We start from the raw sequence: 23,389 nt of genomic DNA, 5'->3' as shown, positions 1-23,389 counted from the left end.
GAAATCTTTCTGAATAAATAAAACACCCTGACAGATTAAGGTAAACAGCAAGGGGGCTCATTATGGAGTTTGTCATTGGATTATTAATTGTACTGCTTGCGCTGTTTGCGGCAGGCTACTTTTTCAGGAAAAAAATCTACGCCGAAATCGACCGGCTGGAATCGTGGAAGATTGAAATTCTGAATCGGTCGATCGTGGAAGAAATGTCTAAAATAAAACATTTAAAAATGACGGGTCAGACAGAAGAGTTCTTTGAGAAGTGGCGTGAAGAATGGGACGAGATTGTCACAGCCCACATGCCGAAAGTTGAAGAGCTCCTTTATGATGCCGAGGAAAATGCAGACAAATACCGGTTTAAAAAGGCCAATCAAGTGCTCGTTCATATCGACGACCTGCTGACAGCGGCTGAATCAAGCATTGAAAAGATTCTTCGGGAAATCAGCGATCTTGTCACAAGTGAGGAAAAGAGCCGTGAAGAGATTGAACAGGTGAGGGAGCGCTATTCGAAATCTCGAAAAAACCTGCTGGCTTACAGCCACCTTTACGGGGAGCTTTATGACAGCCTTGAAAAGGATCTGGACGAAATTTGGAGCGGCATCAAACAATTTGAAGAAGAAACAGAAGGCGGAAACTATATTACTGCACGAAAAGTACTGCTTGAGCAGGACCGCAATCTTGAACGGCTTCAGTCATACATAGATGATGTGCCGAAGCTGTTAGCTGACTGTAAACAGACGGTGCCTGGACAGATTGCAAAGCTCAAGGATGGCTATGGCGAAATGAAAGAAAAAGGGTACAAGCTTGAGCATATCCAGCTTGATAAGGAATTAGAAAATCTGTCAAACCAGCTGAAACGAGCGGAACATGTCCTGATGACTGAGCTGGATATTGATGAAGCGTCCGCAATCCTGCAGCTCATTGACGAAAATATTCAATCTGTTTATCAGCAGCTGGAGGGCGAAGTTGAAGCCGGTCAATCCGTACTAAGCAAAATGCCTGAATTGATTATTGCTTACGACAAGCTTAAAGAAGAGAAAGAGCATACGAAAGCGGAAACTGAGCTGGTGAAGGAAAGCTACAGGCTGACAGCCGGTGAGCTCGGCAAACAGCAGGCTTTTGAAAAGCGCCTTGATGAAATTGGGAAGCTGCTATCATCCGTTAAAGATAAGCTCGATGCAGAGCATGTCGCCTACTCACTTTTAGTAGAAGAAGTTGCTTCAATAGAGAAGCAAATTGAAGAAGTGAAAAAAGAGCATGCCGAGTATCGTGAAAACCTGCAAGCGCTGAGAAAAGAAGAGCTTCAGGCGAGGGAGACGCTCAGCAATTTGAAAAAAACAATTTCTGAGACAGCAAGACTGCTGAAGACTAGCAACATTCCAGGCATTCCGAGCCATATTCAAGAGATGCTGGAGAACGCGCATCATCATATTCAAGAAACAGTCAATCAACTAAACGAACTTCCATTAAATATGGAAGAAGCCGGAGCCCATTTGAAACAAGCAGAAGATATCGTCAACAGGGCAAGCCGGGAATCAGAGGAACTTGTCGAGCAGGTCATCCTCATTGAAAAAATCATTCAGTTCGGAAACCGGTTCAGAAGCCAAAATCACATTTTATCTGAACAGCTGAAAGAAGCGGAAAGACGTTTTTATGCTTTTGATTATGACGACTCTTATGAAATTGCAGCTGCCGCTGTAGAAAAGGCTGCGCCAGGTGCAGTTGAAAAAATCAAAGCTGACATATCCGCTTAGATAATCACGACCATGAAAAAGAGCCCGCAGTGTAATGAGCAGGCTCTTTTTTTCATTACAAAACGCCTGCGCAATAACGCAGGCGTTCTGTGACATTAACTTATTTCATTAAGCTGTTTGGATGGTCCGATGAATAAGGTCAGCACATAGCCGATAACCGCTCCGACGATTCCTGGAAGCACCCAGCCGATGCCGAGGCTGTAAAGAGGAAGATTCGCATTTAGAAACACATCTAAAGATCCAAGTGAAAAACCGGCTGCTTTGATACCGTCTAAAATACTGAAAAGTCCTGTACCGATCAAGCATGCGATGTACACTTCGCGTCTTTCTTTAAAGATCTTATCGATGAAGGAAAGAACGATAATGACAATGGCAAGCGGATAGATAGCTGATAAAATAGGAACAGAAAACGCGATAATTTGCGCGAGTCCGAAATTCGCAATGATCAAGCTGAATAACGTGACAATCGTAACGACAATTTTATATGATAATGCCGGAATAAGTTTTGAAAAATATTGGCCGCAAGATGTGACAAGGCCGATGCTTGTTGTTAAACATGCGACTGTAATCGCTGCTCCGAGTACGATGTTGCCTAATGAACCGAATAAATAATGGGAAGACGCAGATAAAATTTTAGCTCCTTCACCAACAGGACCAATGGCATTTGTGCTTGTTGCACCTAAATAAGCAAGGGATACATAAATGAAAGTCAGGCCTAAAGCGGCAATCACACCTGCTTTAATGCAGGCTGCAGCAAGAGCTTTAGACTGTGTGACGCCTTTGCTTTTTACAGCATTTACAACGACAACGCCAAATACAATTGAAGCAAGTGCGTCCATTGTTTTATAGCCTTCTAAAAATCCTTTAAAAACCGGTGTTCCTTTATATGCTTCTGTCACGGCGCCCAATCCGCCCATCGGCGTGAAGATGGCTTTGAGAACAATGATTAAAATAATTGTGAATTTGATGGGAGTCAGAATTTTTCCGACTCGATCGACAACCTTGGATGGGTTTAACGCTAAATAGTACGTAACACCGAAAAAGATAAGTGTAAATATTAATAAAGAAAGTCTTTCTGGTACGCCAGTCAAAAATGGAACAGCGCCAATTTCATATGAAACAGTTCCTGTTCTCGGGATGGCGAATAATGGTCCGATTGATAAATAAAGCACGACAGTAAAGATTGTGCCGAAAACAGGGTGCGCTTTGTCAGCAAGGCCTTTAGCGTCCTTACCGGTTAATGCGATGGCGATAATGCCGAGAAGCGGCAGGCCTACCCCTGTCAGTAAAAATCCGCCGATGGCCTTCCAGACGTTGTGTCCGGCTGCTTGTCCAAGTTCCGGCGGATAAATCATATTTCCTGCTCCAAAGAATAACGCAAATAGCATGAAACCAATAATAATGGTATCTTTGACAGGCAGTGAGTGTTTCATGAAAAAAATCCTCCTAATAATTATGTTAAAATATTCTGTCAATTAATTGTCAGATAATATGACGAAACGAACAAATCTTATTATATGGTAAAAAAATTAGAAGTCAATACTAGTTTTTCGTAATTTTCTATTAAATTTTGTTATGGTAACATAAATATCATACCTTGTACCGCTTTCATAAAGGAGTAAAAAAGATGATATATTTAGATAATAGTTCAACGACTAAGCCTTACGATGAAGTCTTGAACGTATATGAACAGACAAGCAGCCGATACTTTGGCAATCCTTCATCTTTGCACCGATATGGAGCCGAAACGGAACAGCTGCTTCAAGCAGCCAAAAATCAAATCAAAAGGTCCTTAGGCCTAAAAAAATATGATATTGTATTTACGTCAGGCGCCACAGAAGCCAATAATGCGGCTTTAAAAGGAGCGGCTTTGTCAAAGATAAAAACAGGCAAACATATCATTGCCACTTCTATTGAACATCCATCCGTTACGGAATCGTTAGAACAGCTGAAAGAGTTGTTCGGGTTTGATATCACTTATCTTTCTGTGAATGAAGACGGATTTGTTTCTATTGAAGATCTAAAAGCAGCCATCCGTCCCGATACCGTGCTTGTCAGCATGATGCATGTGAACAATGAAGTCGGTTCCGTGCAGCCGATTGAAGCGGCAGGGGAAGTGCTGAAGAAGCACCCGAACATTTTGTTCCACGTCGATTATGTGCAGGGCATCTATAAAGTGCCCTTGGCAATTGAAAAGGCCGGCATTGATCTATGTTCAATTTCCGGGCATAAATTTCACGGGCTGAAGGGGACAGGCGCACTTATTGTAAAAGAAGGAACACGCCTTATTCCGCTCATAACGGGAGGCTCTCAGCAAAAAGGCATACGGGCCGGAACAGAACATACTGCTGGAGCGGTTTCGCTTGCCAAGGCCATTAATCTTGCCTCTGCTGATTTTGACACACGGCTTGACACGATGACTGCCGCAAAGGAATTGTTTATGAAAAGGCTGAGTGAAATTGAGGGCGTCGTTATCAACACGCCTCAAATGAATAGCGCGCCGCACATTATTAATTTCTCTGTACCGGGGATTAAAGCGGAAGTGCTTTTACACATGCTTGAGGAACAGGATATTTTCGTCTCCACAACATCGGCTTGCTCGGCAAAAGAACATAAGCCCAGCAAGGTTCTCTTAGAGATGGGCAAAGGAGAGCAGATTGCCGGAAGCAGCATCAGAATCAGTTTAAATTACAGCCAGACAAGCGATGTGGCAGAACCGTTTATGAACGCGCTTCGTCCTGGCATCAAAAAATTAAGGAAAATGATGAGGTAGAACATGAATTACGATCATATATTAATTCGTTTTGGGGAAATTTCGACCAAAGGCAAAAACAGAAAAAGCTTTATTGAGCGCTTAAAACAAAACATCAGACTCGTTTTGAAAGACTATCCGAATTTAAAATACTTTTCCAACAGGGATCGTATGACGATTACATTAAATGGAGAGGATCCTGAGGCTCTTTTTCCTCATTTAAAGCAAGTGTTTGGGATTCAAAGCTTCAGCCTGGCAATTAAATGTGACAGCCGCCTTGATGATATTAAGGCAACCGCACTAAAGGCTATCAAAGATCAGTATAAACCAGGTGATACGTTTAAAGTCGCGACAAAGAGAGCGTATAAGCAATTTGAATTAGATACAAACCAGATGAACGCTGAAATCGGCGGCCATATTTTGCGAAATACAGAAGGATTGACGGTCGATGTTCGCAACCCAGACATCCCGCTCAGAATCGAAATCAGGGAAGAAGCAACATTTTTGACAATTCGTGATGAAAAAGGTGCAGGCGGGCTGCCAGTTGGTTCAGCAGGAAAAGCGATGCTGATGCTTTCTGGCGGTTTTGACAGCCCTGTGGCCGGTTTTTATGCGATGAAACGGGGATTGTCGGTAGAAGCTGTTCATTTCTTCAGCCCGCCATACACAAGCGAGCGCGCAAAGCAAAAGGTAATGGATCTGGCGAAATGTCTGTCCCGTTTTGGGGGAAGCATGACACTTCATATTGTTCCATTTACAAAAACGCAAGAGCTCATCCAAAAACAAATTCCTGAAAATTACACAATGACGGCAACCCGCCGCCTCATGCTTCAGATAGCCGACAGAATCAGAGAAAAGAGAAACGGGCTTGCCATTATTACGGGAGAAAGCCTCGGTCAGGTAGCGAGCCAAACGCTTGAAAGCATGTATGCAATTAATGCGGTGACGTCAACACCGATTTTGCGTCCGCTAATCGCCATGGACAAAACAGAAATCATCGAAAAATCACGGGAAATTGGCACATATGAGACAAGCATTCAGCCGTTTGAAGACTGTTGCACGATCTTTACACCGCCAAGCCCGAAAACACGCCCTAAAAAAGAGAAAATTGAACACTTTGAAAGCTTTGTTGATTTCGAGCCGTATATTCAAGAAGCGGTAGATAACATTGAGACAATGACCCTGTATAGCGAACAAGAAGCTAACGATAAATTCGCTGAACTCTTTTAAATCAATTTTCAGCTCCTGTATACAATTACCAAAGTTTTTCTGAATGAAGCCATGTGTTTTGACACATTCTATACTCACAAGGAGGTGAGACACATGGCTAACAATAACTCAGGTAACAGCAACAACCTTTTAGTACCAGGAGCTGCTCAAGCGATCGACCAAATGAAATTAGAAATCGCTTCTGAATTCGGTGTAAACCTTGGAGCAGACACAACTTCTCGCGCTAACGGTTCTGTTGGAGGAGAGATCACAAAACGTCTTGTATCTTTTGCTCAACAAAACATGGGCGGAGGACAATTCTAATTTACAATTTCACATAATGGCTTAGGAGTGGGGGTATCCCCACTCTTTTTCATTTTTTACATATAAAAAAGGACCAGCGGCCTATAAAATCTATGTTTACAGAGGTTGCTTTTAGGCATATCCTTACGGAAAGAGCCTGTATTTATGTATAATGGGTGGAGAAAGTGAGGAGTTGTTCGTGTTAAAACGTGAAGATTTAATTGCCCCTGTGCAATATAATTTAGTGAATGAAATGGAAAAGTTCAGTGCTGCTGGACAAAAAACCGCTCTTCTTTGGGAGGACGAGTCGGGCAAGCAAGAATCTTGGTCGTATGAAAAGCTGATGGAAGAAACAAATAAAATCGGAGCGGCCTTAGCTGATCTTGGATTTAAAAAGGGAGACAAGCTGATTGTAATGGTACCGCGGGTGCTTGAAGCCTATGCTGTTTATTTGGCTATCCTGAAATCAGGAATGGTTGTCATTCCGTGCTCCGAAATGCTTCGCGCGAAAGATCTTGAATACCGGATTGAACATGCAGAGGTAAAAGGCGCCATCGTCTACTCAGAATTTATTGGCGCTTTCCGGGATGTCAGTACGACTGACAAACTGATTACACTGTCTATTGGTGAAAATGATGCCGGCTGGAAAAACCTCTTATCAATTGAAGCGGACGGAAGCCAATTTAAAACAGCTGACACAACAAGAGATGATATGGCTTTCTTATCCTATACATCCGGGACAACAGGTCAGCCGAAAGGTGTTGTACATACACATGGATGGGCATTTGCTCATTTAAAAACTTCTGCCGGCGCTTGGCTTGATATTTCTGAAAAGGATATCGTCTGGGCTACTGCTGCCCCTGGCTGGCAAAAGTGGGTATGGAGTCCGTTTTTAGCGGTGCTTGGCAGCGGAGCAACCGGTTTTGTGTACCACGGCAGATTCAAAGCAGAAAAATATCTAGAGCTTTTAAATCGCTACAAAATCAATGTTTTCTGCTGCACGCCGACAGAATACCGCTTAATGGCGAAGGTTGAAGGCTTGGACCGTTTTGATCTTTCTGCCCTGCACAGCGCTGTTTCCGCAGGTGAGCCGCTCAATCGTGAAGTCATTGATGTTTTCCAAAAGCACTTTGGCATTAAGGTACGGGACGGATATGGCCAAACAGAAAGCACGCTTTTGGTTGGTGTTTTGAAAGATACGCCTATTAAACCGGGAAGCATGGGAAAGCCGACACCGGGAAATCAGGTGGAGATCATAAATGAAGACGGTGAAATCTGCAAACCTGGTGAGGTTGGCGATATCGCTGTTCACCTCAGTACGCCTGCGCTCTTTAAAGAGTATTTTAAAGATCCGGAAAGAATGAAAACACAAATTCGCGGCGATTATTTCCTAACGGGAGACAGAGCAAGAAAAGATGAGGAAGGTTACTTCTGGTTTGAAAGCCGAAATGACGATATTATTATCAGCTCCGGCTATACGATCGGGCCTTTCGAGGTGGAAGACGCGCTTGTTAAGCACCCAGAAGTAAAAGAATGTGCTGTTGTCGCGAGCCCTGATGAAATCAGAGGCTCCATTGTAAAGGCATATGTTGTCCTGCAAAATCATGAAAAACGCAGTGATGAGCTTGTCAAAATGCTGCAAAACCATGTGAAGACGATTACCGCTCCATACAAATATCCTAGAGAAATTGAATTTGTGGAAAACCTGCCGAAAACGGCTTCTGCAAAAATCAGACGAGTGGAATTAAGAAAACGTGAAGAACAGCTCAAAGCCAATAAAAAGGCGTAAAGAAAGAGAGTGAACGTGAATGAAGGCGATATGGCACGGCGGTTTCATTTATACGATGCTCAAAGAAGGCGATCGGACTGAGGCAGTTTATGTTGAGGATGGTGTCATAAAAGGCACCGGCAGCTATAAACGTTTGAAGGAAAAGTACGGGTCGCCGGAAACAGAAGAAATCAGCCTGAACGGAGCAGTGATGTTCCCCGGTTTTGTTGACAGCCATCTACATTTGATCGGCCACGGTGAGAAACAGCTTCAGCTCGATCTGTCCGCACTGACGTCGAAAGATTCAATTTTACAGGCTGCGAAGGAAAGAGAGCGGCAGCTTCCTAAAAACGATTGGCTCATTGGAGAAGGCTGGAATGAAAATCAGTTTGAGACACCTGACTACTTGACTAAGCATGATCTTGATCGCCTGTTTCCTGACAGGCCCGTCTTGCTCAAGCGTATATGCCGGCATGCAATAGCTGTCAATTCTGCGGCTCTTCAAGCAGCGGGAATTTCAAGAAATACTCCTGATCCTGACGGCGGAGTCATCGTAAAAGATGCAAATGGCGAGCCGACCGGACTCCTGTTTGATAAGGCGCAGGATTTGATTCTGAACGCTGTCCCGCCAGTCTCCCAGCACTATGTTGATGAGGCATTAACGGCTGGAATAAAGGATTGCTGGACAAAAGGCCTGACGGGCGGTCATTCGGAAGACTTGTCCTATTATGGTGATGTTTCGGTGCCGTTGAAAGCTTATGAGAAAGCTGCCGCTGGCGGAAAGTATCCGTTCCGCTGCCATTTGCTCGTTCATCATGAAGCGGTCGATCGATGGGAGCAGCTGGATAAGCCGTCCGGCCCTTATGTGGAGTTTGGTGCGATGAAAATCTTTGCGGACGGGGCGCTTGGCGGGAGAACGGCTTTGTTGAAAGAACCATATCAGGATGATCCATCAACAAATGGTGTTCAGGTTCACGATGACGAAACCCTTGGCCGGCTCATTCGCAAAGCGAGAGAAAAAGGGATGGAGGTTGCTGTTCATGCAATCGGAGATCTTGCTTTTGAAAAAGTGCTGAACGCAATTGAAAAGCATCCGCCCAAAAACGGCCGGCATGATCGGCTTATTCATGCCCAAGTGCTTGATAACGAATTAATCGAGAGAGCAGCACGCATGCCGATCGCACTTGATCTTCAGCCGCATTTCGTTGCAAGCGACTTTCCATGGGTCATTGACCGTCTCGGAAAAGACCGGATGAAGACTGCATTTGCCTGGAAAACCCTCATATCTAAAGGCATTTTATGCGCGGGCGGTTCAGACGCCCCGATTGAGCCTGTTGACCCGCTTCTAGGGATCCAGTCCGCGGTCCTCAGGAAAAGCAGTCATGAGCAAAACGGGCCAAGCTATAATGAAAGTGAATGTTTACCTGTATATGAAGCGATAAAGCTTTATACAGAAGGTAGCGCCGGTATCATTTATAAAGAGAAGTCACGCGGGAAAATTGCGGAAGGCTATGACGCGGATTTTACAGTTCTCAGTGGTGATCCGTTTGCCATTGACCCCGCACAGCTTCATCTTTTAGATATTAAAAAAACCGTGATTAACGGCCAGATTGTATATGAGAAATCATAAAAGGACAGGCAGCAGCCTGTCCTTTTATTTTCTATAAAAAAGTACGCTTCACTTTTTCCCAAAATGAATTGTCCTTTAGTTTGACTGTTTTGATTTTCTTATTAGACAGTTTGATTTCGATCGTTTTCACATTTCTCGTGCTGAGTGCTTCATTGTCCAAACCGATAATCGGGTGCTCATTTCCGTCCTGCACCACACGAAGGGTCAGCTTTCGGTCAGAGCTGAGGACAAATGGCGAGCCGAGTGTCCGGTAGGTGTTATTGTTAAGGGATGCAAGCTCAGATACCTGCATGCATGGAAGCAATGGATCAACAACCGCTCCTGCAACAGATTTGTTATAGGCGGTGCTGCCTGTAGGCGTTGAGATAATCATTCCGTCACCTCTAAACGTTTCAAAGTGCAGATCGTCAATCAGCACGTCCATCACAAAGGTTTTGATGATGCTTGAGCGGATGGATACCTCGTTTAAGCAGTGAAAAGGACTGGCTTGATCCACTGTCACTTCAATCAGCGGGTATTTTCTCACTTCAATTTGTTCGAACGTCATTGCATCGACCATTTTTTCTCGCTCATCACTATGAAAGTCGCAATATAGATGAGCTTTCCCCTTTTTGGTAATGCCGACGTACAAGCAGTCGTCACGAAAATTCGTCTTTCTGACTGCCTGCAAAAATGTGCCGTCCCCGCCAATGCTAGCGATAATATTGGCGTCTGAGTGTTGGTTCACAACGGTAAATCCATGCTCTTCCGCCAATTGTGTTAACGAGCGGGCTTGTTCGTGCGTTTCCTGATCCTGTTTGTGAAAAAAATAAACATTACGGCGTTGATCGGTCATATCCCATTTCCCCTTTGCTGTCATATTTAAGTTTTTCTGCCATCCAGTATTTGTGATAAAATACCTTTGGCCATAAGTGTACCACGTTTGCCGGCAGCCCGTTAAGCCGGAGCTTTCTCATGAAGTGAAACATTTTTCATATTGAATCGTATAATGAGAGAGTTTAGGAAAAAGGAGGAGAAAAAATGAATGCAAAAAGATGGATTGCATTAGTGATTGCTCTGGGGATTTTCGGCGTGTCTATTATCGTCAGCATCTCTATGAGTTTCTTTGAAAGCGTCAAAGGCGCTCAAACGGATCTCACATCACTGACAGATGAATCGCAGGAAAAGACGCTGGAAAACGGCAGTCTCTCAAGTAAAATTGCCGTATTAGAGGTCAGCGGCACCATTCAGGATAATGGGGACTCAAGCAGTCTGCTTGGTGCAGACGGATATAACCACAGAACGTTCTTAAAAAACCTTGAGCGCGCAAAAGATGACAAGACGGTCAAAGGTATCGTTCTGAAGGTGAATTCTCCGGGTGGCGGAGTGTATGAAAGTGCTGAAATACATAAGAAACTGGAAGAAATCAAGAAAGAAACGAAAAAACCGATTTACGTGTCAATGGGTTCGATGGCAGCATCAGGAGGCTATTACATCTCAACAGCGGCTGATAAGATTTTTGCGACACCGGAAACCCTGACCGGGTCACTCGGCGTCATTATGGAAAGCGTCAATTATTCAAAGCTTGCCGACAAGCTTGGCATTTCTTTTGAAACGATTAAGAGCGGGGCCCATAAGGACATTATGTCTCCTTCCCGTGAGATGACGAAAGAAGAAAAAAACATCATGCAATCGATGGTTGATAATTCGTATGAAGGCTTTGTTGATGTCATTTCAAAAGGGCGCAGCATGCCGAAAGCAGAGGTAAAGAAAATTGCGGACGGCCGCGTGTATGACGGACGGCAGGCGAAAAAACTGAACCTCGTTGATGAGCTTGGTTTTTATGACGATACCATTACGGCCATGAAAAAGGATCACAAGGATTTGAAAAACGCCTCTGTCATTTCTTATGAGGAAAGCTTCGGATTAGGCTCACTGTTTTCCATGGGCGCGAACAAAATGTTTAAAAGTGAGATTGATTTTTTGAATATGAGAGAAATTCTATCGCAATCCGGTTCGCCGAGGATGATGTATCTCTATGCGAAGTAGGAGGGAACAATAATGGACGCGACATATGAAGAGTTAGAGCGCAATGACATCAAAGGCCCGCAAGAAGCGGAGCAGCTGACACATGCCTATGCTGGCTTTTGGGTTCGTTTCTGGGCTTTCCTGCTTGATTGGCTCGTGATATGGGGATTAAACCATTTGCTCGTTTCTCCCCTCTTTACCGTATTGGATCTGCCGAAAACATCCGGCATGTTTACCTTCTCGGCCTACAGTGTGACAACGCTTATTGTGTATCTTGCCTATTTCGCACTCATGACAAAATACTTCAGGCAGACGCTTGGTAAAATGGTGTTCGGCCTCAAAGTGGTTTCTGTGAAGCAAGATAGCAAGCTGACATGGAGTACAGTTATTTTTCGTGAAGTGGTGGGACGGTATATTGATAAGATTTGGATTTTATATATCGTTGTTGCCTTTTCACCTACAAAACAAGGGATTCATGATTACATCGCAGATACCACCGTGGTGCATGAAAAATTATACCGCAAATAACCGATAACCCGGACCTCCGTCCGGGTTTATTTTTTTAGGAATTGGCGATAATGCTCCTAGAGGAAGTGAAGAATATGGTGTATGTACTGACAGCCATTCTTATTCTCATAGGGATCGTACTGCTTCTCAGAATGAAAATCCATGTCGCGCTGGAGTATCTTCATGCCGCTGATAATGACAAATTGACCTTGAAGATTACGGCGCTGTTTGGCCTTATAAGGATCAAAAAAACAATCCCGGCGATTAAGGTGAACAAAGAAGACGGAACAGTGGATATCAAACAAAAAACTGAATCTAAAATGAAAAAAAGCAGCGGAAAGAAAAAAATTACACAAAACGATGTGCAGCAAAGCATTAATAAAATCGAAATGCTTTTGCATCAGGTCACCAGACTGCGGAAAATCAGCGCGTCTTTTCTCGCGCATTTACATATCACAAAACTAGAATGGGTTACAGTAATCGGAATTCAGGACGCGGCAGTGACAGGTGTGTTAACAGGTGCTGTATGGGGTGTGAAGGGCGGTATCGCAGCAATGCTCTACGACCACCTGGACTTTGTGAATAAACCTGTCTATGAGGTGATCCCGTCGTTTCAAGTCCCTGTTTCCAAGACCCATTTTCAGTGTATATTCTTTTTTCGCTTTGGACATGCTATGCTTGCAGCTTTCAAATTCGTCAAATACGGACGGGAGCTATCCGTATTAAAGAAGAATCCGTCGGCTAGAATGACTTCAAAGAATGATTCATCAGTTTAAGGAGGAAGCGTATATGGCAGACCATCCCATCCAAGGGTTAATGAAAACCGCAATGGAAAACTTGAAGGAAATGATTGATGTTAACACCATCATCGGAGATCCAGTAGAAACGCCTGATGGAAGTGTGATTTTAACTGTTTCTAAAGTTGGATTCGGATTCGCCGCAGGCGGAAGCGAGTTTGGCGGAAAGCCGGCCGAAAAGAAATCGGAAGACGATGAGACAAGAGAACAGAAACTTCCTTTCGGAGGCGGAAGCGGGGGCGGTGTGTCCATTACGCCGATCGCGTTTTTAATTGTCGGATCGACAGGCATCAGAATGCTTCATTTAGATGAAAATACCCATTTAATAGAGAAAATTTTAGACGCAGCCCCTCAAACACTCGAGCGCATCCAGCAAATGTTCAAGAAAAATAACAAGAACCAAGGCCAGGGCCAAAATCAAAACCAAATGAACAATATGAATTATTAAAAAAAAGTTAACTGCGCTGGCCGCAGTTAACTTTTTTTTGGCATAAACTTTGCAGTTTGCAGGAAACTTTACTATGATAGAGACATACATACAAAAGGGAGGAATTATAATGGCTGAAATTACATTCAAAGGCGGTCCGGTTACACTTGTCGGACAAGAAGTGAAGGTAGGAGATCAAGCTCCTGATTTCACAGTGCTGACTAACAGCCTTGAAGAAAAATCGTTAGCTGACATGAAAGGAAAGGTAACGATTATTTCTGTTATCCCTTCAATTGATACAGGTGTTTGTGATGCACAAACACGCCGTTTTAACGAAGAAGCTGCAAAGCTTGGAGATGTCAACGTCTACACAATCAGTGCAGACCTTCCATTCGCGCAAGCGCGCTGGTGCGGCGCTAACGGAATTGACAAAGTGGAAACACTGTCTGACCACAGAGATATGTCATTTGGCGAAGCGTTCGGTGTGTATATTAAAGAACTTCGTCTGCTTGCTCGTTCCGTATTTGTCCTTGATGAGAACGGAAAAGTCGTTTACGCTGAATATGTAAGCGAAGCAACAAACCACCCGAACTATGAAAAGCCAATTGAGGCTGCTAAGGCATTAGTGAAGTAAGCAGGGAAAAAAGCTCCAGGCTGCCGCCGGAGCTTTTTTCATGGCAAGGAGGAACACAATATGCAAAAAGACCATGTAGGTGCGGTGTATGAGCTGTTAAACGAAGCCGCGATTATGATAAAGAATGAATTGCAGATTTCATATATAGAGGCGCTGGCCGAAGCAGGAGAAATGTATTTTCTTGAAAAAACGGATCAGCTGAAACTGCCTGCTGATCAGAAAACCAAACATCTTCAGGCTCTGCTTGAAAAAGCGGAATTCGGCACGTATGAGCATGAGTGGGTACGCAAGGCTTTTCAGCTTGCCGTCCTTAAAGGAATGAAAGATATCTCCCATCCAAACAGACAAATGACGCCGGATACGATCGGGCTTTTCATCAGCTATTTGGTGAATAAGTTTATGGCGGACAAAAAGGAACTGACCATTCTTGATCCAGCCTTGGGAACTGGGAACCTTCTGTTTACCGTGCTGAACCAGCTGTCTGAAAAAACGGCAAACAGCTTTGGCATTGAAATTGATGATGTGCTCTTGAAGATCGCCTATGCCCAAGCGAACCTTCTGAAAAAAGAGCTTGAGCTTTTCCACCAAGACAGCCTTGAGCCGTTGTTTATCGATCCAGTTGACACGGTCATTTGTGATTTGCCAGTCGGCTATTATCCGAATGACGAAGGAGCAGAAGCGTTTGAGCTCAAAGCTGACGAAGGCCATTCCTTCGCTCATCATCTGTTTATTGAACAGAGCGTCAAGCATACCAAACCGGGCGGCTACTTATTTTTTATGATTCCGAATCATTTGTTTGAGAGCTCCCAAAGCGGCAAGCTGAAACAGTTTTTCAAAGATAAGGTTCATATCAACGCACTGTTGCAGCTGCCAAAATCTATTTTTAAAGACGAAGCTCATGCCAAAAGCATCCTTGTGCTTCAGAAACAAGGAGAGAATACGAAAGCGCCGGGGCAAATTCTGCTTGCGAATCTTCCGTCTTTCTCCAATCAAAAGGCGATGCTTGATATGATGGCTCAATTTGATGAATGGTTTAAAAAAGAAAAGTAAGTGTTTTAAAAGCAGCTAGGCAACCGTATGAGGTCGATGCCTAAGCTGCTTTTATTTATGCTTTTGAAGACCGGACTTGACGAATTGAATCCAGCTTTGAAACACAAAATACAGAGGGAAAAACCGCAAATTGTAAGCGTTCATCAATACAAAACCTATAGGGAATGTGTCTGAAAATAACGACTTCTTATTGTAAGCGTTATCAATACGCAAGTTGACTTGAAAAGCCGACATGACAATGTTTAAATGGAAAAGTCAGATATTTTTCGGAGAAGATGTTGATATTCACCGGGAAAAAAGTACGAAAAACGAAGTTGTTGATACAGAGTATAAAGGAGCGTCAATCATGTCCAAAATTATTGCAATTAACGCAGGAAGCTCGTCTTTGAAATTTCAGCTTTTCGAAATGCCTTCAGAAACCGTTTTAACGAAGGGTTTAGTTGAACGAATCGGTATCGCCGACAGCGTATTCACAATTTCTGTGAACGGCGAAAAAAATACAGAAGTAACTGATATTCCAGATCATGCGGTAGCTGTTAAAATGCTGCTGAATAAGTTAACGGAATTCGGCATTATTAAAGACTTGAATGAAATTGACGGAATTGGCCATCGTGTCGTTCACGGCGGAGAAAAATTCAGCGATTCTGTTTTATTAACGGATGAAACCATTAAGGAAATCGAAGATATTTCTGAATTGGCACCGCTTCACAATCCGGCAAATATCGTTGGAATTAAAGCGTTCAAAGAAGTGCTTCCAAATGTTCCTGCGGTAGCTGTATTTGATACAGCATTCCACCAAACAATGCCTGAGCAGTCTTACCTTTACAGCTTGCCGTATGAATACTATGAAAAATTCGGCATCCGTAAATACGGCTTCCACGGCACTTCACATAAATATGTAACTGAGCGTGCGGCAGAGCTTCTCGGCCGTCCGTTAAAAGACTTGCGCCTGATTTCCTGCCACCTTGGAAACGGAGCAAGTATTGCCGCTGTTGAAGGCGGAAAATCTATTGACACATCCATGGGCTTTACGCCGCTTGCCGGTGTAGCAATGGGCACACGCTCTGGAAACATCGACCCTGCCCTGATCCCATACATCATGGAGAAAACAGGCCAAACGGCTGACGAAGTACTGAATACATTAAACAAAAAAAGCGGACTGCTCGGCATTTCCGGTTTCTCAAGCGATCTTCGTGACATCGTTGAAGCAACGAAAGAAGGAAATGAGCGCGCGGAAACGGCTCTTGAAGTATTCGCAAGCAGAATCCACAAATACATCGGTTCTTACGCTGCAAGAATGAGCGGTGTCGATGCGATCATCTTTACTGCCGGTATCGGTGAAAACAGTGTGGAAGTCAGAGAACGCGTTCTTCGCGGTTTAGAATTCATGGGCGTATACTGGGATCCTGCGCTTAATAACGTGCGCGGCGAGGAAGCTTTCATCAGCTATCCGCATTCTCCAGTAAAAGTCATGATCATTCCGACTGATGAAGAAGTCATGATTGCGCGCGACGTTGTTCGTTTAGCAAAATAAATCGCATGAAAGCACATTCTCTTGAATGTGCTTTTTTGTTGATGCATGATAGTGACAGACAGAAAACATAAAAGAGGTGGGCCAATGAGTGTTCAAGAGCATAAACAAGAAGCTCCCGATATCGTTCGTTGCAAAGTAATTACTGTCAGTGACACGAGGACAGAGGAAACCGATAAAAGCGGCAAGCTGATGATCTCGTTTTTAGAAGAAGCCGGTCATCATATTGCCGCATATGAAATTGTAAAAGACGAAAAGGATGCTTTGCAGCGGTCAGTGCTTGCGGGCTGCATGGATGAACAGACAGACGCGGTACTCTTAAACGGAGGGACAGGCATAGCAGATCGTGATGTCACAATTGAAGCCATTACGCCGCTGTTTTCGAAAGAACTGCCCGGCTTTGGAGAAATATTCAGGATGCTGAGTTATACAGAGGATATCGGCCCTGCCGCAATCATGTCGAGAGCAACTGCCGGCGTCATTCAGCATACCGCTGTTTTCTCAACGCCAGGCTCAAGCGGCGCGGTAAAGCTGGCAATGAATAAGCTGATTATTCCCGAACTTGCGCATGTGGTCAGAGAAATCAGAAAAGACAAGTAAATGAATAAATACTATGAAACTTCACCTGAAATTTAGGTGAAGTTTTTTTTATAAAAGGCTTGAAAAAACGAAACGTACTTGTTAAAGTGTATACATACAAAATGTATTTTTATTAAATATAATTTATTTTTATACAAAATAGAAACACGGTTGAGAGGGGATTTTTATCATGTCAGAACAGAAAAAAGTCGTATTAGCATACTCAGGAGGTCTTGATACTTCCGTCGCAATAAAATGGCTTCAGGAGCAAGGATATAATGTAATCGCCTGCTGCCTGGATGTCGGTGAGGGCAAAGATTTGGCATTTGTTCAGCAGAAAGCGCTTGAAGTCGGCGCTACAAACTCCTACGTGATCGATGCAAAAGAAGAATTTGCACAGGATTACGCGCTTATCTCTTTGCAGGCCCACACAATGTATGAAGGAAAATACCCGCTTGTTTCGGCATTATCTCGACCGCTGATCGCGAAAAAACTGGTTGAAATTGCGGAAAAAGAAGATGCACAGGCGATTGCCCACGGATGCACAGGGAAAGGAAATGACCAGGTTCGTTTCGAAGTCTCCATTAAATCATTAAACCCTGACCTAGAAGTCATCGCGCCGGTTCGCGAATGGCAGTGGTCACGTGAAGAAGAAATTGAATATGCGGCTAGCCGCGGCATTCCGATTCCGATCAATCTTGACAGCCCGTATTCTATCGACCAAAACCTCTGGGGACGCGCCAATGAGTGCGGTATTTTAGAAGATCCATGGGCGGCGCCGCCAGAAGGTGCATACGATTTAACAGCTCCGCTGGAAAAAACGCCGGACACGCCGGAAGTGATTGAAATTGCATTTGAACAAGGCGTGCCTGTCTCCATTGACGGTGTTTCCTACTCGCTTTCTGAGCTGATCTTGAAGCTGAATGAAATGGCGGGCGCGCACGGTGTCGGACGTATCGACCACGTGGAAAACCGCCTCGTCGGCATTAAATCCCGGGAAGTATACGAATGCCCTGGTGCGATGACACTGATCAAAGCGCATAAAGAATTAGAAGATTTGACACTGGTGAAAGAGGTAGCCCACTTTAAACCGATCATCGAGCAAAAAATGTCAGAAATCATTTACAACGGCTTATGGTTCTCACCGTTAAAAGACGCGCTGCACGCTTTCTTAAAAGAAACGCAAAAGCATGTCACAGGCATTGTCCGCGTGAAGCTGTTTAAAGGCCATGCAATTGTAGAAGGACGTAAATCAGAATACTCTCTATATGATGAAAAACTTGCAACATATACAAAAGACGATGCATTTGATCACCATGCAGCAATCGGATTTATCGAGCTTTGGGGACTTCCGACAAAAGTGAACAGCATCGTGAAAAAGAAGGAGCAGATTAAAGCATGAAGAAGCTTTGGGGAGGCCGATTTCAAAAAACACCGGAAAAATGGGTCGACGAGTTCGGCGCGTCCATATCATTTGACCAAAATTTAGTTGCTGAAGACATTACAGGGTCTCTCGCACATGCTGCCATGCTGAAAAAATGCGGTATTCTGACAGCTGAAGAAGAGCTGAAAATCCGAGAGGGCCTGAATACCCTTTTGCAAAAAGCAGAGGAGGGAGCATTGGAATTCTCAGTCGATTATGAGGATATTCATTTGAACATTGAGAAAATGCTCATTGACGAAATCGGTCCTCTTGGCGGCAAGCTGCATACCGGCAGAAGCCGGAATGACCAGGTGGCGACTGACATGCATTTATATTTGAAGAATCATGTCGGCCACATCATCGAGCTGATTGAGGCATTCCAAAGTGCGCTGATTGAAAAGGCGGAAGCGAACGTTGAAACGATTCTGCCGGGCTACACACATCTGCAGCGCGCCCAGCCGATTTCATTCGCTCACCATCTGCTTGCGTATTTCTGGATGCTTGAGCGCGACAAGGAGCGTTTTCAGGATTCAATGAAGCGGATTAACAAATCTCCGCTCGGCTGCGGGGCGCTCGCGGGAACAACCTTCCCAATTGACCGTGATTATTCAGCGGAACTGCTCGGCTTTGATGCCATTTATGAAAACAGCTTGGACGGCGTCAGCGACAGAGACTTCATTTTGGAGTTTTTAAGCAACAGCAGTATGCTGATGATGCACCTCTCCCGTTTCTCTGAAGAAATCATTTTATGGTGCTCGCAGGAGTTTAAATTCATCGAGCTTGACGATACGTACGCAACAGGAAGCAGCATGATGCCGCAAAAGAAAAATCCTGATATGGCGGAGCTGATCCGCGGCAAAACAGGACGCGTATACGGCGATATGATGGGGCTGTTTACGATCATGAAAGGACTTCCGCTCGCTTACAACAAAGATCTGCAGGAAGACAAAGAGGGCATGTTTGACACGGTGAAAACGGTGGAGGGCAGCCTGCAAATCTTCACAGGCATGATCCAAACAATGACTGTAAACAAAGACGTCATGAAGCAAGCAACAAAACAAGACTTTTCAAATGCGACGGAACTGGCGGATTATTTAGCTAAAAAGGGGATGCCGTTCAGAGAAGCGCATGAAGTGGTCGGGAAACTTGTGTACACATGCATCGAAAGAGGGATCTATTTAAGCGATATGCCGTTTGGCGAGTTTCAGCAGGCGAGCACACTATTCGAAGAAGATATTTACACTGTGTTAGACCCTTACTACGCAGTTGAAAAAAGAATGAGCGCCGGGGGCACCGGATTCAAACAGGTAAAGCAGGCGCTTGAAAAAGCGAAAGCTTGCGTGGCAGCAGGAGTTTGTTAAAATTTCCTTCATAAAATCCCGTCATTATAGCCAACCTACCTCTATAATGATGGGAGGCAGAATGATGAAAAAAGAACCGGAACGCTATATTTATGATGAACAAGAAAGCCAGGAGACAACAAGGCTCATTTCAGAAGCGTATCAAAGCGGTTATGTCGATATGCCTGATCAGGAGTCTTCATCTCCTGCAGAATAAGCTGTCTGTACAGGCAGCTTTTTTTGTATGCCAAAGTGTAAAAAGTGATATTGCAAGCCTTTTATAGTAAAGTAGAAGAAGAAACACTTTATTGAAAGCGGCGACGTTGCTTTGGGAGGTATTCATGTGCGACATGCTTTAATTACTGCCGGTTCGAAGGGTTTAGGCCGCAAAGTGACTGAAACGTTGCTTGCAAAGGGGTATTCAGTAACAGTCAATTACAGACAGGATGAGGAGGCAGTCAGCCGCCTGAAGGAAGCCTGTCCCGATTGTCTTGACCGGCTGCAATTTGTAAAAGGTGATGTCACCAAAAAAGAAGATCTGCTGCGTATTGCAGAGGCTGCCTTAAACCGCTTCGGAAGGATCGACTTTTTGATTAACAACGCGGGACCATACATATTTGAACGTAAAAAGTTAGCCGATTATACTGATGATGAATGGTATGGCATGCTGGAAGGAAATTTAAGCGCCGTCTTTCATTTATTCAAAGCGGTTATTCCTATTATGAGAAAACAGCAATTTGGACGCATCATTACGTACGGATTCCAAGGTGCGGCTCACGCGCCCGGCTGGCTTCACCGATCGGCATTTGGCGCTGCGAAAGTGGGCTTGGCTTCTTTGACGAAGACAATTGCCATTGAAGAAGCCGAATTCGGCATAACCGCCAACATGGTTTGCCCGGGAGACATTGTCGGCGACATGAAAGAAGCATCGATAGAGGAAGCCAGAATGCGAATCGGCAAAGAAAAAACGCCGATAGGAAGATCCGGTACAGGCGAGGATATCGCCCGGATTATCGCTTTCTTGTGTGAGGAGAACTCAGACCTTGTGACAGGGACTGTCATTGAAGCCACCGGAGGCCTCAATGTCATTAACAAGAATCAAACAACATAAGTTTTTCAGCTTTTTAAAAAGGGAAAATAAAAAAATCAAAATCATGTGACGAGGTGAAAGAAATGAAAGTGACATATCACGGACATTCTGTAATCACAGTGGAAACGAAGGACCATCATATTATTTTTGATCCGTTTTTAACAGGGAATTCATTAACGGATATAAAGCCGGAGGATGTAAAAGCGGATGTCATCTTACTAACGCACGGCCACAATGACCATGTCGGTGATACTGAACAAATCGCCAAGCAAAATAACGCGCTGGTTATAGCCCCGAACGAGCTCGCTGTGTACTTAGGCTGGAAAGGCTTGAATGTTCATCCAATGCACATCGGCGGCTCCCGCCAGTTCGATTTTGGAAAAGTGAAGCTCACACAGGCCTTTCATGGATCAGCCATCACAGATGAAGAAAACAAAACGATCACTTACACAGGCATGCCTGCCGGTATTTTGCTGACTGTAGAAGATAAAACGATTTTCCACGCGGGCGATACGGCTCTTTTCTCTGATATGAAACTCATTGGCGAATTGAATCATATCGACCTTGCTTTCCTGCCGATTGGCGATAACTTTACGATGGGGCCTGAAGACGCCAAGCTTGCCGCTGAATGGCTGCGCGCAAAACAGGTCGTGCCGGTGCATTACAATACATTCCCGGTCATCGAACAAGACCCAGAAGCATTCGCTGACAGCCTGCCGGGCGGAGTCGGCAAAGTCATGTCGGTCGGTGAGACGATCGAGCTTTAAACCGTGAAACCATCTCTAGGAGATGGTTTTTTATTTTCCAGCCTCATTGCGTATAAATCCTTTGAAACCTTATAATAAAAACAAGAAGACTGTCCTTAGAGGTGAAAGGCTTGGCAACGAAGCATGAACAAATTTTAACGTATATCGATTCACTGCCTGTCGGTGAAAAAATTTCTGTCCGAAGAATTGCAAAGGAAATGAAAGTAAGCGAAGGAACCGCGTACAGAGCGATCAAGGAAGCAGAGAATAAAGGGTTTGTCAGCACGATTGAACGTGTGGGCACAATCAGAATTGAACAAAAGAAAAAAGAGAACATTGAAAAGCTTACCTATGCAGAGGTTGTAAATGTTATAGACGGACAAGTGCTCGGAGGCAGGGCAGGGCTCCATAAGACATTGAATAAATTCGTCATCGGCGCGATGGAGCTTGACGCGATGATGCGTTACACCGCAGCGGGGAATCTTTTGATTGTCGGAAACAGAATCAATGCACACAGGCAGGCGCTTGAAGCGGGCGCGGCCGTATTGGTGACCGGGGGCTTTAACACGGATGACAGCATTGTGCAGCTGGCAGATGAGCTTGAACTGCCGATTTTATCCACGAGCTATGACACCTTTACAGTTGCCGCGATGATTAACCGGGCAATTTATGACCAGCTGATCAAAAAAGAAATTGTTTTAGTGGAGGACATCCTAACACCTGCTGACCGCACGGTATATCTTTCGCCTAAGGATAAACTTGAAAAATGGTATGAGAAAAATTTTGAAACAGGGCACGGCCGCTTCCCGGTTGTCGACGATCAAATGAAAATCCATGGCATTCTGACATCAAAAGATATTGCTGGCCATGACCGAAATGCATCTATAGAAAAAGTTATGACCAAAAATCCCGTCACGGTTATTGGGAAAACATCTGTCGCTTCAGCTGCGCAAATGATGGTATGGGAAGGGATCGAAGTGCTTCCCGTCACTGACGGCCACCAAAAACTCATCGGCATGATCAGCCGCCAAGACGTATTGAAAGCTCTTCAAATGATTCAAAAGCAGCCGCAGGTTGGGGAGAAGCTTGATGATATCGTTTCAAGGGGGTTTAAAGATGAGGGTGATGATAAAGAAGATCAAACGGTTTACGAGTATGAAGTCACGCCGCAAATGACAAATCAGCTTGGAACCATTTCTTATGGCGTATTTACGACCATTTTGACGCAAGCGGCAAACCGATTTTTGCGCTCGAAAAAACGCGGCGAACTCGTCATAGAGAGCATCACCATCTTCTTTTTGAAGCCTGTGCAGATGGAATCAGTCATCGAAGTCAAACCTCGCATCTTGGAGGCCGGCAGAAAGTTTGGGAAAATGGAAGTGGAAGTGCACAGCCAAGGTCATATCGTGTCTAAAGCGATGCTGATGGTTCAGCTGATGGAAAGAAGCTAAGGGACGTTCAGGCGCCCCTTACGCGTGATCTCTTTCAGCTTCTTTGGCGTGAAGGGGATTGTAATGCCTAAAGGCTTTATAACCTGCCCAAGCGCTTCCTGCTCCTATGACGATAAAGATACCGCCGATTACTAACGTTAATACTGAATGGAATAATATCATTTGGTTAAGCCCGTAGAACAGGACTAGTGACCCTAAGGCCATGCTTGATTTTGCTGAACATATTTCTTTTGCCAAAGATGGCTTTGCCCGTACGCCTTTTACTTTATAGTACACATAAAAGCAGGCTGAAAGCCCAATCAAAAAAACAAGAACCAGCATAAATGAAATCCTCCATCGTAAAAGTTTACAAACCCATTTTATACAAAAACGGGCTTGGTTTTGACGTTATTTT

General features: G+C 44.3%; 23 protein-coding genes and 1 pseudogene. 21 read left to right on the top strand and 3 right to left on the bottom strand.

Annotation, left to right across the window (positions count from 1 at the left end; all coding sequences use genetic code 11):
* Nucleotides 1-62: 62 nt before the first annotated feature.
* On the top strand, nt 63-1,751 hold the full coding sequence (gene ezrA / locus KXZ66_RS15200) for a septation ring formation regulator EzrA (protein ID WP_003229320.1): 1,689 nt from the start codon (nt 63-65) through the stop codon (nt 1,749-1,751).
* 95 nt (nt 1,752-1,846) lie between these two features.
* Here ezrA and brnQ read toward each other — a convergent pair whose 3' ends face one another.
* The gene (brnQ, locus tag KXZ66_RS15195; protein ID WP_003229322.1) at nt 1,847-3,184 is read right to left on the bottom strand and encodes a branched-chain amino acid transport system II carrier protein; all 1,338 of its coding nucleotides are present in this window, start codon (nt 3,182-3,184) and stop codon (nt 1,847-1,849) included.
* Nucleotides 3,185-3,378: 194 nt separating this feature from the next.
* On the opposite strand from brnQ, the gene KXZ66_RS15190 reads away from it, so the two are divergent.
* From KXZ66_RS15190 to KXZ66_RS15170, 5 genes are all read left to right on the top strand, one after another.
* Nucleotides 3,379-4,524 carry a cysteine desulfurase family protein gene (locus KXZ66_RS15190; protein WP_021480314.1) on the top strand — a complete coding sequence of 382 codons (1,146 nt, stop codon included), beginning with the start codon at nt 3,379-3,381 and terminating at the stop codon, nt 4,522-4,524.
* Between the two features lie 3 nt (nt 4,525-4,527).
* Nucleotides 4,528-5,733: a tRNA uracil 4-sulfurtransferase ThiI gene (gene thiI, locus KXZ66_RS15185; RefSeq protein WP_003229326.1), complete on the top strand. Its 1,206-nt coding sequence runs from the start codon at nt 4,528-4,530 to the stop codon at nt 5,731-5,733.
* Nucleotides 5,734-5,826: 93 nt separating this feature from the next.
* On the top strand, nt 5,827-6,036 hold the full coding sequence (gene sspA / locus KXZ66_RS15180) for an alpha type acid-soluble spore protein SspA (RefSeq protein ID WP_003223491.1): 210 nt from the start codon (nt 5,827-5,829) through the stop codon (nt 6,034-6,036).
* Nucleotides 6,037-6,214: 178 nt separating this feature from the next.
* A complete protein-coding gene (gene mbcS, locus KXZ66_RS15175; RefSeq protein ID WP_021480313.1) occupies nt 6,215-7,804 on the top strand; it encodes an acyl-CoA synthetase MbcS in 1,590 nt (529 codons plus the stop codon).
* 19 nt (nt 7,805-7,823) lie between these two features.
* Complete coding sequence (locus KXZ66_RS15170; protein ID WP_021480312.1) at nt 7,824-9,413, top strand: amidohydrolase; 1,590 nt, start codon at nt 7,824-7,826, stop codon at nt 9,411-9,413.
* A 31-nt stretch (nt 9,414-9,444) separates the two neighbouring features.
* Here the strand turns inward: KXZ66_RS15170 and KXZ66_RS15165 are convergent, their stop codons facing one another.
* Complete coding sequence (locus KXZ66_RS15165; protein WP_021480311.1) at nt 9,445-10,248, bottom strand: NAD kinase; 804 nt, start codon at nt 10,246-10,248, stop codon at nt 9,445-9,447.
* Nucleotides 10,249-10,433: 185 nt separating this feature from the next.
* On the opposite strand from KXZ66_RS15165, the gene sppA reads away from it, so the two are divergent.
* The 15 genes and pseudogenes from sppA (at nt 10,434) to KXZ66_RS15095 (ending at nt 22,995) form a co-directional block, all read left to right on the top strand.
* On the top strand, nt 10,434-11,441 hold the full coding sequence (gene sppA, locus KXZ66_RS15160) for a signal peptide peptidase SppA (protein WP_021480310.1): 1,008 nt from the start codon (nt 10,434-10,436) through the stop codon (nt 11,439-11,441).
* A 12-nt stretch (nt 11,442-11,453) separates the two neighbouring features.
* Nucleotides 11,454-11,948, top strand: coding sequence for an RDD family protein (locus KXZ66_RS15155; RefSeq protein ID WP_014477652.1), 495 nt, complete (start codon nt 11,454-11,456; stop codon nt 11,946-11,948).
* Between the two features lie 74 nt (nt 11,949-12,022).
* Nucleotides 12,023-12,703 (top strand): DUF2953 domain-containing protein, encoded by a 681-nt coding sequence (locus KXZ66_RS15150; RefSeq protein WP_015483561.1) that lies wholly within the window; start codon nt 12,023-12,025, stop codon nt 12,701-12,703.
* A gap of 13 nt (nt 12,704-12,716) precedes the next feature.
* Complete coding sequence (gene ytfJ, locus KXZ66_RS15145) at nt 12,717-13,172, top strand: GerW family sporulation protein (RefSeq protein ID WP_003223504.1); 456 nt, start codon at nt 12,717-12,719, stop codon at nt 13,170-13,172.
* 109 nt (nt 13,173-13,281) lie between these two features.
* Nucleotides 13,282-13,785 carry a thiol peroxidase gene (tpx, locus tag KXZ66_RS15140; RefSeq protein WP_003223506.1) on the top strand — a complete coding sequence of 168 codons (504 nt, stop codon included), beginning with the start codon at nt 13,282-13,284 and terminating at the stop codon, nt 13,783-13,785.
* A gap of 60 nt (nt 13,786-13,845) precedes the next feature.
* Nucleotides 13,846-14,835, top strand: coding sequence for a class I SAM-dependent methyltransferase (locus KXZ66_RS15135; protein ID WP_042974972.1), 990 nt, complete (start codon nt 13,846-13,848; stop codon nt 14,833-14,835).
* Nucleotides 14,807-15,009, top strand: a pseudogene (locus KXZ66_RS15130) (hypothetical protein). The gene KXZ66_RS15135 and the pseudogene KXZ66_RS15130 overlap by 29 nt, the downstream one beginning before the upstream one ends.
* Before the next feature lie 172 nt (nt 15,010-15,181).
* Nucleotides 15,182-16,369, top strand: a complete 1,188-nt coding sequence (locus KXZ66_RS15125; RefSeq protein ID WP_003223511.1) for an acetate kinase — start codon at nt 15,182-15,184, stop codon at nt 16,367-16,369.
* An 84-nt stretch (nt 16,370-16,453) separates the two neighbouring features.
* Nucleotides 16,454-16,966, top strand: a complete 513-nt coding sequence (locus KXZ66_RS15120; protein WP_021480306.1) for a MogA/MoaB family molybdenum cofactor biosynthesis protein — start codon at nt 16,454-16,456, stop codon at nt 16,964-16,966.
* A 169-nt stretch (nt 16,967-17,135) separates the two neighbouring features.
* On the top strand, nt 17,136-18,347 hold the full coding sequence (locus KXZ66_RS15115; RefSeq protein WP_003229357.1) for an argininosuccinate synthase: 1,212 nt from the start codon (nt 17,136-17,138) through the stop codon (nt 18,345-18,347).
* Nucleotides 18,344-19,729, top strand: a complete 1,386-nt coding sequence (gene argH, locus KXZ66_RS15110; RefSeq protein ID WP_017695740.1) for an argininosuccinate lyase — start codon at nt 18,344-18,346, stop codon at nt 19,727-19,729. The genes KXZ66_RS15115 and argH overlap by 4 nt, the downstream gene beginning before the upstream one ends.
* 61 nt (nt 19,730-19,790) lie before the next feature.
* Nucleotides 19,791-19,925: a hypothetical protein gene (locus KXZ66_RS22640; protein WP_004399018.1), complete on the top strand. Its 135-nt coding sequence runs from the start codon at nt 19,791-19,793 to the stop codon at nt 19,923-19,925.
* Between the two features lie 126 nt (nt 19,926-20,051).
* Entirely contained in the window at nt 20,052-20,819 is a 768-nt protein-coding gene (locus KXZ66_RS15105) for an SDR family oxidoreductase (RefSeq protein WP_004398521.1), read from the top strand.
* Nucleotides 20,820-20,881: 62 nt separating this feature from the next.
* The gene (locus tag KXZ66_RS15100) at nt 20,882-21,565 is read left to right on the top strand and encodes a metal-dependent hydrolase (protein WP_003245964.1); all 684 of its coding nucleotides are present in this window, start codon (nt 20,882-20,884) and stop codon (nt 21,563-21,565) included.
* Between the two features lie 110 nt (nt 21,566-21,675).
* Nucleotides 21,676-22,995 (top strand): CBS domain-containing protein, encoded by a 1,320-nt coding sequence (locus KXZ66_RS15095; RefSeq protein ID WP_004398641.1) that lies wholly within the window; start codon nt 21,676-21,678, stop codon nt 22,993-22,995.
* 18 nt (nt 22,996-23,013) lie between these two features.
* Here KXZ66_RS15095 and KXZ66_RS15090 read toward each other — a convergent pair whose 3' ends face one another.
* A complete protein-coding gene (locus tag KXZ66_RS15090; protein ID WP_003229401.1) occupies nt 23,014-23,316 on the bottom strand; it encodes a YtpI family protein in 303 nt (100 codons plus the stop codon).
* Nucleotides 23,317-23,389: the final 73 nt, after the last annotated feature.

It is taken from the genome of Bacillus sp. LJBS17, assembly GCF_019334685.1.
Classification (GTDB): Bacteria; Bacillota; Bacilli; order Bacillales; family Bacillaceae; genus Bacillus; species Bacillus subtilis.
This window is presented reverse-complemented; position numbering and strand designations above follow the sequence as displayed.

Bases quoted from the DNA above. Each gene is read 5' to 3' on its own strand.
- thiI (WP_003229326.1), top strand. From the start codon at position 4,528: ATGAATTACGATCATATATTAATTCGTTTTGGGGAAATTTCGACCAAA.
- KXZ66_RS15165 (WP_021480311.1), bottom strand. From the start codon at position 10,248: ATGACCGATCAACGCCGTAATGTTTATTTTTTTCACAAACAGGATCAG.
- ezrA (WP_003229320.1), top strand. From the start codon at position 63: ATGGAGTTTGTCATTGGATTATTAATTGTACTGCTTGCGCTGTTTGCG.
- KXZ66_RS22640 (WP_004399018.1), top strand. From the start codon at position 19,791: ATGATGAAAAAAGAACCGGAACGCTATATTTATGATGAACAAGAAAGC.
- KXZ66_RS15115 (WP_003229357.1), top strand. From the start codon at position 17,136: ATGTCAGAACAGAAAAAAGTCGTATTAGCATACTCAGGAGGTCTTGAT.
- KXZ66_RS15135 (WP_042974972.1), top strand. From the start codon at position 13,846: ATGCAAAAAGACCATGTAGGTGCGGTGTATGAGCTGTTAAACGAAGCC.
- sspA (WP_003223491.1), top strand. From the start codon at position 5,827: ATGGCTAACAATAACTCAGGTAACAGCAACAACCTTTTAGTACCAGGA.
- ytfJ (WP_003223504.1), top strand. From the start codon at position 12,717: ATGGCAGACCATCCCATCCAAGGGTTAATGAAAACCGCAATGGAAAAC.
- KXZ66_RS15150 (WP_015483561.1), top strand. From the start codon at position 12,023: ATGGTGTATGTACTGACAGCCATTCTTATTCTCATAGGGATCGTACTG.
- brnQ (WP_003229322.1), bottom strand. From the start codon at position 3,184: ATGAAACACTCACTGCCTGTCAAAGATACCATTATTATTGGTTTCATG.
- sppA (WP_021480310.1), top strand. From the start codon at position 10,434: ATGAATGCAAAAAGATGGATTGCATTAGTGATTGCTCTGGGGATTTTC.
- tpx (WP_003223506.1), top strand. From the start codon at position 13,282: ATGGCTGAAATTACATTCAAAGGCGGTCCGGTTACACTTGTCGGACAA.
- KXZ66_RS15100 (WP_003245964.1), top strand. From the start codon at position 20,882: ATGAAAGTGACATATCACGGACATTCTGTAATCACAGTGGAAACGAAG.
- KXZ66_RS15155 (WP_014477652.1), top strand. From the start codon at position 11,454: ATGGACGCGACATATGAAGAGTTAGAGCGCAATGACATCAAAGGCCCG.
- KXZ66_RS15190 (WP_021480314.1), top strand. From the start codon at position 3,379: ATGATATATTTAGATAATAGTTCAACGACTAAGCCTTACGATGAAGTC.
- KXZ66_RS15125 (WP_003223511.1), top strand. From the start codon at position 15,182: ATGTCCAAAATTATTGCAATTAACGCAGGAAGCTCGTCTTTGAAATTT.
- KXZ66_RS15170 (WP_021480312.1), top strand. From the start codon at position 7,824: ATGAAGGCGATATGGCACGGCGGTTTCATTTATACGATGCTCAAAGAA.
- KXZ66_RS15090 (WP_003229401.1), bottom strand. From the start codon at position 23,316: ATGCTGGTTCTTGTTTTTTTGATTGGGCTTTCAGCCTGCTTTTATGTG.
- argH (WP_017695740.1), top strand. From the start codon at position 18,344: ATGAAGAAGCTTTGGGGAGGCCGATTTCAAAAAACACCGGAAAAATGG.
- KXZ66_RS15120 (WP_021480306.1), top strand. From the start codon at position 16,454: ATGAGTGTTCAAGAGCATAAACAAGAAGCTCCCGATATCGTTCGTTGC.